The organism is Paenibacillus dauci (assembly GCF_000971985.1).
Taxonomy (GTDB): domain Bacteria; phylum Bacillota; class Bacilli; order Paenibacillales; family Paenibacillaceae; genus Saccharibacillus; species Saccharibacillus dauci.
In genome coordinates, this window is the sequence record NZ_LAQQ01000002.1 from 381,812 (window position 1) to 394,205 (window position 12,394).

Consider the following 12,394-nt stretch of genomic DNA (forward strand, 5'->3'; position numbering starts at 1 on the left):
TTTAAGACATAGACATAGACATAGATGAGCAAGGGGAAACGAACGAGAAATAAGGCATGTCAGCCAATCTTTCTTTTTTCTGCGTTTCTTTTGGTGAACGTTACCAGCACCGGAGCATAAATGCAGAACGTGAGCCACCAGATTATGCTGTCCGGCAGCAAGGGATGGCTATCACTGCGCCATATGACGACCATAAGAAAAGCCAGATTCATCACCAGATATATGTAGTCATATTTGCGTTTTTCCGGTGGAAACAGGGGTGCCAGTGCTATATAAGCAAGCTGTCCAATCATAAAAATAGTCCAGTGCATACAGACCCTCCTTTATTCCCAGTCTATCGAACATGCTTTCCTGATGCAAACCGGCAGACAGTTACTGACCCTGCATGAACAGAAATGGTCTGGCTATGGATAGGCTCCAAAATGTATTATGATTACCATTTGATGGTAATATAAAAGTACTGTTATCCTATAGCATTGCCTATACCCATACCGATACAGTCTGCATTTTGCGTCTACGGATCCCGTTATTGTGAACGATCTTCAAGCGAATGGAACAGGGAGGAAAGCATGAACAAACCAAAAATAAAAAACAGGATCGCGATAATCGTGATCGTACTAATCGTACTGCTTCCTATACTCTACATACAGGTAAATAAACTGGTCTACGCACAGCGGGTCAAGGAGTATCTGATTGAACAAAAGCATTATAGTGAGGCGGAGATCGCTTCTGTAAAAGGAGTCTGGGGTAAAAAACTGCCGCCTTTTTATGTCAAAGTCATCTTTGCGGATGAACCTTACGCTACGTATATTTACTATGCGCATCGTCCGGTGATGCAAGCGGATGTATGGCCGACAGGAGCCGAGAATCCTCGTCCCGCAGCCAGTCCACCGCTCCAACATCTGGAAAAATAAACAAGCTGTAAATTTTTCACAAATACATAGCATTCCCACAAAAAACCATATATAATGATTGAAAAACAATTCCGATCAGAATTATAGGGAATGGTGAAATGATATGGTAAAGCACATCAAAGGGATACCCTCTGTCAAAAAAGCGGTATATGATCTGATCGCTTCCCGGCGGGATATTGCCAAAGCGGATATTATGGAGCATTTTCGGCTGACAAGCAGCAGTCTGACCCGTCTGCTGGACGAGATGACGCGTGAAGGCTGGATTATGGAATCCGGCTTTGGGCAGTCTACAGGCGGTCGGCGGCCGATTTTGTATCAAATCAATGCCGGTGCACGATATATTCTGGGACTGGATATTTCGCGGATCTATTCGGTGCTGGGTCTGTATGATATGGAGATGAAGCCGCTGGAGCTGCTGCGCTGGAATATGGACGAGCAGATGACTCCGCAGCGGCTGGTTGAACATGTGGGACGGCAGACGCATGAACTGCTGCTCCGCCATCAGCTGGACCGGGAACAGGTTATCGGTATGGGCGTGGGAGCTGTAGGACCACTCAGTCGGGAGCAGGGACGAATCCTGAATCCGCTCTATTTTGCCGCGCCGGGCTGGAACGATGTGCCGCTGCGCAGCTGGCTGGAGGAGGCAACCGGTCTGCCCGTGATTCTGGAAAATGGAGCAAATACAGCGCTGATCGGTGAACACTGGATGGTACGCAGCGAGAATATCCGGCATATGCTGTATGTACATATAGGGACGGGACTGCGCTCGGCGATGATGTCCAATGGCCGGATTGTGCATGGTGCAGTAGATATGGAAGGTTCGATCGGGCAGATGATTATCCAGACAGACGGTCCGCGTCTGCATGGCAGCGGCAACTACGGTGCACTGGAAGCTTTTGCTTCGGTGCAGGCGGTTGAGCAGCAGGTACGTGCGCGCAGCAAAATGAGCCGTGAGCAGTGGACGGGAGGAAGTCTGGCGCTGAAGCCGGAGGCAATCAACTTTACCACGATCGTTCAGGCGCTGGATTCGGGCAATGAGTATGTACGCGAGATTTTCGCACAGTCTGCTGCCTATATGGGCATCGGACTTGCCAATCTGATCAATGTGCTGCATCCCGAGCATATTATTCTGGGCGGCGTGATGATCAGCGCCAATGATCTTTTTTACAATACAGCGATAGCGGTAGCCGAGCAGAATATTTATTATTCAGACAGTTATCAGCCGGAGTTCTCGCGCGGGATTCTGCAGGAGACAGCGGTCTCGACTGGTGCTGCGGTGATGGTATGGAATGAGATGGATATTTGACCGTTGTCAGACAAATAGAGCATCATCCGCTCCTTGTCTGATCTAGCGTAGAATTGTCCTATTTAGCCACGAAAAGTGAACTTGGAAATGAGCCTAATGTAAATAGCCCGAGTGTCATTCTTTGAATATATCAGAGAAAGACACTCGGGCTGTTATGGTTAGAATTGAGAAGTACTATCTAATTTGGCTTAGAGATACATAGATGTATACGAAGCTATTTCTAAAGAGAAGAAGATTCATACACACGCAAGCCGATCCTACCAGCAACAATCATTGCTTCAGCTGGTTCAGGATCATTGGGTCCTTGATTTTGGTATCCTGTGCCAGCATGACGATTTTGGAAAGGATCTCTGCTGTACGTGGATCTTCATCCATAAACGGCAGGAAGATTCGTCCGCGGTGCTGGGAATGTACAGGCAGTATATTCAGTGCACCTGCAGCTTGCTTGTATACGATGGCGCTGCCGAGATGGACACTGTATGTGCCAAGACTGCCTTCAATAAGCGCATGATTCTTGTCGATTTGGACATTGGTAATCTTCATCAGTCGCAGCGACTCTGCCACAATGGCCCGGCGCATCTCTATGGTGGACAGGCTGGCTTCCGGATCGACACCGCCGACATGGGCGACACTCACCGCCAGATCCATATCCCGCATGACCTCGGAGAACAGCACAGGTGGAACCTGTTCGAGAGGTACTGGTTTGTAGGTCGTCCGGTCGTGGAACTGTACTGTCTCCAGTGTTGGAGCTTCGGTATCTGCTGGAGAGAACCAGTCTGCCATTGCATAGACGCTGGCGATCAGATTATTCCGGTAATCGACCTTTTGCAGTCCTTCTTCATAGCTGACTGTCCAGCCGCGTCCACGCAGCAGGGCTACCGTTTTGTTCGGCTGCACCTGATGTCCGGCATAGCGCCGGGATACGATGCCATTGGATTTTTCATCCTCATTGAGCACATACAGCTCCCGGAATACCTGTTTGAAAGGCTCCCGGCTGCGCTGATCTGTTCGTTCGCGCTGCTCGGCATAGAACTGGTGCCCGATCAGATCACGTTGGAACAAAGACCACTGTCCGCTCTCGTATAGATGAAGCGGATGAGCGATAAACACTTCATCCTCCGGCATCAGTAGATGCTGGATATAATCGGTCACTGCGGCTGGAGCGGTGCCGGCATCAGTCGTATTCGGATTGCTGCTGGCACTGGATTCGGCAGAACTTGCTCCGGCTGCTTGTAGTTGAAGCAGCGAGGAGGCTTCTTGGTTGATATAGCCCAGATGCTTACCACTGCGGAAGACAAGAGAGCGGAACAGCGGCGATAGCACCGGATTCTGCTGCAGCCGGCTCAGCTCTGCTGCGGTGAATGACGTTTGATTCACCATAGAGCGTTCCAGCTCGCTGCGTGCACGCCGGTATTGATCGGTCAGCTCGGTCTTCAGTTCTTTGAGCCGGACGATATATTCATTTTTGTTCAGGCGGGAAGGGACGGACTTGAGCAGCTTGCCGCTTTTGACCGCTGTCAGGCTGGTTTTGCCTTCTGTATCAATCTCCAGCTGAACATACAGTTCGTCCTCAATCTCATGTGGTTCAAAATAAACGAGCAGTTCATCCACCTTGCGTGCTTCCATATCCCAGGTCAGGCGGGTGACGTCTGCGTAACCGGCATTGCGTGCCAGATTATCGAGAGCAATCGCAGAAGCGGCCGCTTCACTGGTACGACGCTGGGCACCGAAGCTTTTACTTTCCTTGAGGAACTGCTGGACGAATTCATAGCGTCCGCGGATATCCTGTTCCCGCTGCTCTGTTGATAGTGGAATTAGCGTATAGGATAGCAGCTGATCTTTGTTGCGCTTGGCTGCGACGTTCTGACGGGTCTGCTCCAAGTTGAGTTTGCCGAGTACAGCATCGGCGAACAGCTGGCTTCGTCTGTGGTTCGAGCCTGCCGAGATATATTTGGCTGCATCATACAACAGCTTGAAACGCTCTGCTCCCAGCTCATGATAAGCCTGTTGGAACCAGTTCAGATCGAATGCGCCATCATTGAACTCCTGTGGAGTGATCGGCGAATAGTGGGCGACGATTGTTTCCTTTTCGGCAGAGAATGTCTCATTGATATGCGCGTGGAAGTACCAGGCTGCACTGCGCAGTCCCTGCCAGTTCAAATGGGCAGCGATAATCTCGATCCATTGTGGGGCATACATTGCCGCTTCCAGCAGCCGCTTGTCACTGATCGGATAAGTCTTCAGCATGTCGTCCAGCGTCTGTTCATTCTCGCCTTCGAGCGGGTAGTTATTTTTCAGCAGATGGCTGAATGTCTCTTTCTTGGTGGAATTACCATAGCTGTATATATAGCCCCGGATAAAGGTTTCTTTTTGCAGATTCGACAGAATAGACAGGAAATACTTCATTCCATCGATACGCTGAATCGACATAGCCAGAGGGGTAACCTCGGTCGGCAGTTCTCCGCGCTGCAGTTCAATATCCAGAATACGTGCAATCGCCTGTTCCGCGAGCGGACGAATACTCGGGAAGCGATTAACCAGATTATACTGGCTGGTAGGACTGGTGATCAGCCGCATAAAGTCACGGGCTTGATAGCCAATCAGCATCTGCTTGTACAGTTCATTATCCTGGATAATGTTCATATCATACATTCGGGCGTAATCTTCCGGTGCCAAATGAGTATAGGATATCGAATGAATATCCAGCGGCAGAAAATTATACAGCGTATGGAAGCGACGACGTGCGGAATCTTCGTTATATGACCGGCTGCGCAGCAGATTGATCCATGGATCGGCCAGCAGTACCAGTGTGCCGCCGTCCGGCTCCAGATGATCCGCCGGGAAGTTTTGCATCAGATAGTTCAGCGCCAGGTGAGCCATATCGAATACTTCTTCTTTGCGGCTGTCTTCCAGATAAGCGACCAGCAGGTTGTCGATCTGCTGTTGGTAGGGCAGACGATCATACCAGTCTCGGATCTCGATCATTTGCTCTACCGGATAAAGGGAACGGATAAACTCTCCGCGCCAGCCTTCCAGCAGCTGATGCTTGTCCAGCTGGTTGTACTCCATGGCATGGGAGAAATAACGGTACAGCTGCTGCAGACTCTGATCCAGGCGTTCCGGTTGTGTATACAAAGCGATCTGCATAACAGCCAGATTGTCCATGCCGCTCTGCTCCAGATACTGCTGCCACAGCGCGGTCAGCGGATAGCGTTCCAGTACTTTGGAAGTATCTTCATCATCGGCTACCCAATTGTTGTAAGAGAGCGGCTGAAGCTTGTTGCCGATCAGCAGGGTTTCTTTGTAATTATTGTAGTACTCGACCTCATATTCATGCTCGCGGTGCTCATGAATCAGGTCATTCAATCCTTGAAGGAATGATCTGATTGGCTCGGATCCCAGTGTGAACACCTGTGTCTTCATATCAAAAGCAGCTGTGCTCGGCGGTATCTTCAGCCATTCTTCGACCAGATTCGGATCGCATAACCTGTAGCCGTTGGCTGTCGTATATTCGGCTGCCTGTCCCAGCTTCGCCAGCAGTGTCTTCTCCTTGGCAGTCGGATGGGTAAGTGATTCGGTTATTACGGTCAGCCGTTCATACTGATCCTGACGTTCGGGCTGGCTTTGCAGCTCTGTGATCGTTTCTAGTGCAGCCAGCCGCTGCAGTTCACTTTTGCTGCCCAGCAGTCTCGCAACAACAGGCTCAAGCAATTCTCCAGGCTGGCGCAGCAGCAGCTGAATTGCACTCTGGCGCAGTGAGCCGGTTTTTAGCTTGAGCAGATCTTCGATCAATCGGAGTTCCGCATCGGTCAATACAAAAGTTTTGGCCAGTTTCAGTGCAGTTTCCCGGTTGGACATACTCTTGTCGGTCAGGGATGCAAAAATAAATTGGCGCTGCTCAGGATCATTACTATCCTTGATCACATATTGAAGCAGAGTGCCGCGCAGATCTGCGCTCATCCGATCCTTGAGCTGCAGAATCTCGCCGATCAGCTGTGCATCCATGTCATATACAGCCAGATAGATCAGCTTATGGATCAGCCGGTCGGACGAATACTGAATCGTAATACCATCGAGAACGCTGGAGGAGAAGCTGATGTCACGCTCGGACAGTCCGAGATAAATATCCCTGATCCGGTTGAAATCCTGCACCCTGTCTGCTTTTTCTTCCAGCAAAGGAGTCTGGGGAACCCGCAGTACACGCTCCGATTCAGTCACGCTACTGACAAAATCCCAAGTATATTCGCATTCATAAGCATAGTTGTCCAATACCCAGTACAGCAGCTCTCCATCATGTTCCTGTAGATGAGGACGGGCCATACGCAGGCGCAGTTCCTTGTTCTGGCTGTTGCTGAGCACATACAGAGCAACGATCTTCTGGTAGCGGACACCGGTATCCATCAGATACTGAATCCGGTCATACAGTTCCTGTTCTTCATGGACCGCAGTCGCCCACAGGCTGATATATACTTTGTTGGCATTCTCGTCGGTCAGCCATTCATGGCGAAGCGAGCTGTCCGTCAGCGCTTCATACGTCTGACGGATCAACTGTCCCGTAACCCGTGTATTCGCCGATTCAAGCGGCATGCCTATCCATGTACCAAGGGCTCTGACGATAGCACTGTAGCGGATCAGATCATGCTGCAGAATAGTATCTATCAGCATGATGGAGGCTTCAAGGGTCCCCTGATCCAGTGTCTCGGTGATCGACTGGCGCAGACCTTCCTGCAGCCGGGCAGCTACCAATAGCTCGCTGATCATCCGGTAAGCTTCGGTACGGTGCGACATCAGTATGCCCAGAATGATGTCGTAAGAGAGCAGTGCTGTCTGATTATCTCCATAAATGATATCGTGCAATGCCTGCATCACCTGTGCATTATCCTGATCCAGCTCATAGGCAATCAGATCGGACAGTGCTTCCTGATTCAACCGGTAGTCGCCCAATAGTTCGTAATTGCGTTCGGTCAGCATGGTCATCAGGTCAAAGCCAAAACCGTGCATCGATATCAGGGAAGTCATTTTGTCGAGAATTCGTTCCTTATGTAGTGTGATATCCTGTGTGCGATAGGGACGACGGTTATATCCTGTGCTGTAAGGATATTCGACCGCATGGGCGGTAATATACCGGAATATGCCGGCAGTCCGTTCATCTGCCAGTGTCGCTACCATACCTATCAGTGGTTCATATAGGGAAGCCGGGTTGTCGTCTTGCGCGAGCTGCTCCAGGCACTGCATCAGCCGGGCAATCTCCTCCTGCTGATTATGTATATATCTGCTGGCGCACAGCTTTGCACAGCTGTCTGCGAGTTCATGTAATGGCTCCGGTACAGCGGCTGCGAGACGTTCGATCCGGCTGAGATGCTGTTTGTATAGTTCATTCATATCCTTCATTATTTCATTCTCCTTTCCATAATGGGTATTACCACACGCGTCCTGCCAGCATGGTCAGCCGGATAAAGGCGGCCTCATCTCCTTCAGCCAGCTCGATGTGTTCGTCCAGCCCGGTGACTTCTTCCTCGCGCAGAAATACTTTGTATAATCCATCTTCAAAAGCCAGTAGTGCCGTCTCTACAGCCTGCTGTTCTTCAGGTATTCGTTCATCACGAATCAGCTGGAAACCGACTTTGCCTACTTCGGCCTGCTCTTTGATTGCCTCGGCAGTCAGATAGGGGATAAATGAAGTGTCAGTCTGCTTTACCTTGAATTCTCGTACATTTTGTTCGACGATGCAGGTGATAAGATCCCGCAGCGTAACAGGCGTACCGGCAAGCTGAAGCGGCTGACGGGTAAGCCAGTTTTTGCGGCGACCCAGACTTTTGACCGTGATATAAATCAGCATGGCTGTCCTCCTCGATCGAAATATATCTTTTATGATACACCAATAACCCAAGCATATCATAATATGAAAACGGGAACAAATGTTCCTTTTTATGAGAATTGAAATATAAAAGTACTAAAAAAGCCCTCCAGCAAAATCAGCTTCGATTTTGGGGAGGGCTGTTGTATTCAGTATGAAAAAAATAATGGCAGAGGATCAGCTGTGAAGCACAGCGTATGCTTCCTGCAGTACATTCTGGGAAGGCATATTGCTGAGATTCTTCGGTACGATATGCACCGAAATTTTGCTGTTTAGTGCTTCCTTAACCTGCGAAGCAATTTGCTTCTCACCGCTGAGAATGATTTCTTCCCATTGATGTTCACGGGCCATGCGTTCAATAATCGGAGTTAACCGCTTGATCCAGCGTGGGCGAATAACCTCCCACGGCTCCGAATAATTCTCGCGCTGCTTGTTGGATGCAGATTTCAGATCGCTGGTACTTGTGCTTGGACGTTCCCGGAATTCATCATTGATCATATCCCATTCATAGTAGTACTCCGTATTAATTTCACAGAGCAGACTGTCCAGAACGGTTACGGTATCATTGCTCAGCTGCACAATTCCGGCAGCCGGACAGCGTGACATCAGCGCTTGCAGTTCTTCCAGATGCGGCTCGGACTCAAAGTAAAAAGCATTGGGCACGCCGGTCTGTATCTTTTCGCAGAAGAATAATCCTCCGGATGAATCGGCGACGATGATCAGACCTTTTTTCATCTCGGTACGGCTGTTTTCCACCTTTTCCTCGACTTTGGCCTGAAGCTCCATCAGCATATCCAGATATCTTGGTTCTTCTCCAGCTTGCGTATACTCGGCGAGCTTTTTGAAACCGTTCTTGAGGCGTATTTTCCATTCCGGCTGGGTGTTGGCAGTTGGCTCAGTGTTCAGATAGATCGTCAGGAAACGTTCTGCCGATTGGGCAGAGTACTTCTGAAGTGCTTTCCAATTTTCCATAAATCCCATTGCAGTACCTCCTCAAAGAGAGTTCCTTTGTCTTTACCCTTATGGACAGACCTCCAAACTTTCCTCTGCACTTTTTTTACAATAATTTCAAAAAAACGTCATCCAAATCTCCATTTTTTCCGTTAATTAATATATAATTATCCTAATAATAGGAAATAGCAAAAGTTTACTGCTATGCTGTATTAGACTTCTCAATGCTCTTTTCCTTATATACTTGTATAACCAAGTATATTTTTAATCATAAATTTGTGTTTTTTTATTCGATGACACAACAAGGAGAATGCTGACATGAAAGATCATCATGAACATCAAAAAAGAAGACGGATCATTCATGCCCCCGCAGCGAAAATCGCTGGAGCGGGTATTCTGGTTGTAACTTGTGTGATGGCACCGACTGCCTGGCCAGCGTCCGGTTCTGATTATATCGCTCATGCGGCCAGCTCTCCGGCAGTATCGGTTGCCCAGCAATCAACTTCTGCTGGAACGAATGATGTATCGGTTGGTATTCCAACAGGCCCCCCTATCAGCATCGATGAACTGCCGGAGGCCGAGATTGCATCGAATATCGAGTATGTTACCGGCTTATTGGTGAGCAATCAACCAGGAGGCAAGCTGCCGGTCAGTCTGACAGTAGCCCGTGAGACCAATGAATCTGCCTGGATGAAGGATCGTCTGACGATAGGGCCCAAAGAAGCGGCATTAACCGCCGATATGCTACGCAAAGACGGTGGTAATATGGGAGTTTTTCATATGCCGGAAGCGGACAAAACCGAAGTCGCCGATCTGTATTTTAGTATGACCCAGCGTGCCGCTCAGATCCTGTCCACCTCCAAGCAGGGAATGGATGTACAGGCATTGTACGCCCAGCTGCAGCTTCCGCCTTCACGGGTATCTTCCCTTCAGGAAGACCTCAATGTGCAGCTGCATACCGATCATGGAGCAGAACGTCCGGCAGGCGCACAGAGTACACCACTCGGTATTGAGACAGCGGATACTTCCGGACAGGTATGGGTCACACTCCCTTTGGAAAATGCGGCGCTGAGCTCTGCCCAGATGAACCGGCTCAAAGTATATGCCAAATACCCGGATGGTACAGCAGGCTATGTTCAGGCTGCACTGACTTCCTATAACGAAAAATATAAGCACGGCATGAAGTTTGCTCTGCCCAAATCCGGACAATATACGATCATCCTGCCTGCTTCTTCCAAAAAGTAATCGATTCCATCCATAATGAGCAATATTATGATCCATCAGACAGGGAATAAAAATATCCAAAGAGCTGTCCCTGTCTGCCGGCAGCTCTACATATCTGTCATGCCGACAAGAGAGGAGATAATGCAGCATATTTGCCAACAATGCGAATATGCTATTTGTCGTCTCTATATCCCGGCAAACCGATTGGGAAAATAACAAATGATAGTTGACTGGATCAGTAGATACCTCTATACTAGTTATTGTTATTAAAAGTAAGTATGTTATGAATAGTTGCGAATTCAGGAGGAAGAAATAGATGAATAAAGAGCAAAGAAAACAGGAAATTCTGGCAGCGTACGAGTCCAGACATGCGACAAAGGCATTTGACCCGGAACAGAAGATCTCGGAAGATGATTTTGAATTTATTCTGGAGACCGGACGTCTGTCACCAAGCTCCGTAGGTTCCGAACCGTGGAAATTTGTGGTCATTCAAAATATGGAACTGCGTGAAAAACTTCGTGCAGTTACCTGGGGTGCACAGGGACAGTTGCCAACAGCGAGTCACTTTGTTGTAATCCTGGCCCGCAAAAACGTACGTTATGACTCCGCGTATCTGCGTGGGCAAATGGTCGAAGTGAAGCAAATGCCGGAAGAAGTATTCAATCAGGCATTGGGTCGCTACAGAGAATTCCAGGAAAAAGATCTGAACCTGCTGGAAAGTGAACGCGCTTTGTTCGACTGGGCATCCAAGCAGACGTATATTGCGCTGGGTAACATGATGACCGCAGCAGCAGAGATCGGTATCGATTCCTGTCCGATCGAAGGATTCCATATGGAATCCGTCGAGAAAATTCTGGGCGATGAAGGTCTGCTGGAAAACGGCGAATTCGGCGTTAGCGTAATGGCTGCTTTTGGTTACCGTACAGAAAAAGAGCTTCGTCCAAAAGCACGCAGAACCAAAGAACAGGTTGTGCAGTGGATTAACTAATCCATTGCCAAACATGCCATATACCAAAACTGTGGAATAACAAAAAAGAGGACATCCGTTTAACGGATGTCCTCTTTTATTTATAGGCAGTAATTAAATTAGTGGCGATCTTTGGCTTCGCCGACACGTTGCTGGATTTCGCCTTTTGCTTTATCCAGTTTGCCTTCAGCCTGCAGGGAAGCATTGTCTGTAGCGTTACCGTATTGATCTTTGGCTTCGCCTTTTACTTTGGAGACTGCACCTTTGATTTTATCGCCCAGACCATTATCTTTATGATTATCCATAGTTAACATCTCCTGTTCTAATTGTAGGTTTTATGAAATATACATTTCCGGTAACATCGATTGAATACGACCGGGTATGTCATTTATTACCCCTCAGTCGCTTTATTTAAACAAGCAAGGAAAGTTGGTTGACATTCTGTAGGCTTCTCGCCACAATAAAAGCCAGCAGTCTAGCAGAGCAGGAGGGACAATATATAAATGAAAATTAAGGCAGTCATTTTTGATTTTGACGGATTGATTCTGGATACAGAGAGTGTATGGTTCGAATGTTATCAGGAGGTGTTGAGCCGCTATGAGATGGAGCTGACACTGGAGCGGTTTGCGCCAAGTATCGGGACACATGGTAATGATTTTATCGATTATGTGGAACAGACGATTGGCAAGCCGGGGATTGGCCGGATAATTGATCAGGAAGTATCTGTACTGCATCAGCAAAAAATGCAGCTGATCGAAGCGCGTGAAGGCGTAGCGGACTATCTGCATACCGCACGGGAGATGGGACTGCGGATCGGGCTTGCAACCAGTTCGAATCGTGCCTGGATCGAACGGTTTCTGGGTCGGCTGGGATTGCGGGAGTATTTTGAAGCGATCAAGACGAGCGACGACGTATCTGCGGTCAAGCCTGACCCGGAGCTGTATTTGCGTGTTATCGATGAGCTGGGCGTGAAGCCGGAAGAAGCACTTGCTTTTGAAGATTCGCTTAATGGATTGCGCGCTGCCAAGGCTGCCGGACTGCACTGTACGATTGTACCCAATCCGGTCACATCCCTACTGCCATTTGAACATCATGATCTGCGTTTGGATTCGATGGCAGAGATGCCGCTTGGAGCTGTTCTGGAGCGGATCATCATCCAGGGCAGACTATAGACA

The 12,394-nt window shown here is 48.8% G+C and carries 10 protein-coding genes; 5 read left to right on the forward strand and 5 right to left on the reverse strand.

Annotated elements, in window-relative coordinates; genetic code table 11:
* Nucleotides 1-59: 59 nt before the first annotated feature.
* The gene (locus WH46_RS16005; protein ID WP_046227504.1) at nucleotides 60-311 is read right to left on the reverse strand and encodes a hypothetical protein; all 252 of its coding nucleotides are present in this window, start codon (nucleotides 309-311) and stop codon (nucleotides 60-62) included.
* A 258-nt stretch (nucleotides 312-569) separates the two neighbouring features.
* Here WH46_RS16005 and WH46_RS16010 point away from each other — a divergent pair, with 258 nt between their 5' ends.
* Nucleotides 570-914, forward strand: a complete 345-nt coding sequence (locus WH46_RS16010) for a DUF3139 domain-containing protein (RefSeq protein WP_017814744.1) — start codon at nucleotides 570-572, stop codon at nucleotides 912-914.
* Between the two features lie 103 nt (nucleotides 915-1,017).
* Complete coding sequence (locus tag WH46_RS16015; RefSeq protein ID WP_017814743.1) at nucleotides 1,018-2,220, forward strand: ROK family protein; 1,203 nt, start codon at nucleotides 1,018-1,020, stop codon at nucleotides 2,218-2,220.
* A gap of 270 nt (nucleotides 2,221-2,490) precedes the next feature.
* On the opposite strand, the gene WH46_RS16020 is transcribed toward WH46_RS16015, so the two are convergent.
* The 3 genes from WH46_RS16020 to WH46_RS16030 form a co-directional block, all read right to left on the reverse strand.
* Nucleotides 2,491-7,611 (reverse strand): DUF4132 domain-containing protein, encoded by a 5,121-nt coding sequence (locus tag WH46_RS16020; protein WP_046227505.1) that lies wholly within the window; start codon nucleotides 7,609-7,611, stop codon nucleotides 2,491-2,493.
* 28 nt (nucleotides 7,612-7,639) lie between these two features.
* Entirely contained in the window at nucleotides 7,640-8,059 is a 420-nt protein-coding gene (locus WH46_RS16025) for a hypothetical protein (protein WP_046227506.1), read from the reverse strand.
* Between the two features lie 195 nt (nucleotides 8,060-8,254).
* Entirely contained in the window at nucleotides 8,255-9,058 is an 804-nt protein-coding gene (locus WH46_RS16030) for a VLRF1 family aeRF1-type release factor (RefSeq protein WP_046227507.1), read from the reverse strand.
* Nucleotides 9,059-9,346: 288 nt separating this feature from the next.
* On the opposite strand from WH46_RS16030, the gene WH46_RS16035 reads away from it, so the two are divergent.
* Both WH46_RS16035 and WH46_RS16040 read left to right on the forward strand, forming a co-directional pair.
* A complete protein-coding gene (locus WH46_RS16035; protein ID WP_046227508.1) occupies nucleotides 9,347-10,273 on the forward strand; it encodes a hypothetical protein in 927 nt (308 codons plus the stop codon).
* Nucleotides 10,274-10,568: 295 nt separating this feature from the next.
* Complete coding sequence (locus WH46_RS16040; RefSeq protein WP_046227509.1) at nucleotides 10,569-11,240, forward strand: NAD(P)H-dependent oxidoreductase; 672 nt, start codon at nucleotides 10,569-10,571, stop codon at nucleotides 11,238-11,240.
* Nucleotides 11,241-11,338: 98 nt separating this feature from the next.
* Here WH46_RS16040 and WH46_RS16045 read toward each other — a convergent pair whose 3' ends face one another.
* Complete coding sequence (locus WH46_RS16045; RefSeq protein ID WP_017811228.1) at nucleotides 11,339-11,524, reverse strand: CsbD family protein; 186 nt, start codon at nucleotides 11,522-11,524, stop codon at nucleotides 11,339-11,341.
* Nucleotides 11,525-11,722: 198 nt separating this feature from the next.
* On the opposite strand from WH46_RS16045, the gene WH46_RS16050 reads away from it, so the two are divergent.
* Complete coding sequence (locus WH46_RS16050) at nucleotides 11,723-12,391, forward strand: HAD family hydrolase (protein ID WP_069202844.1); 669 nt, start codon at nucleotides 11,723-11,725, stop codon at nucleotides 12,389-12,391.
* The last annotated feature ends 3 nt before the right edge of the window (nucleotides 12,392-12,394 follow it).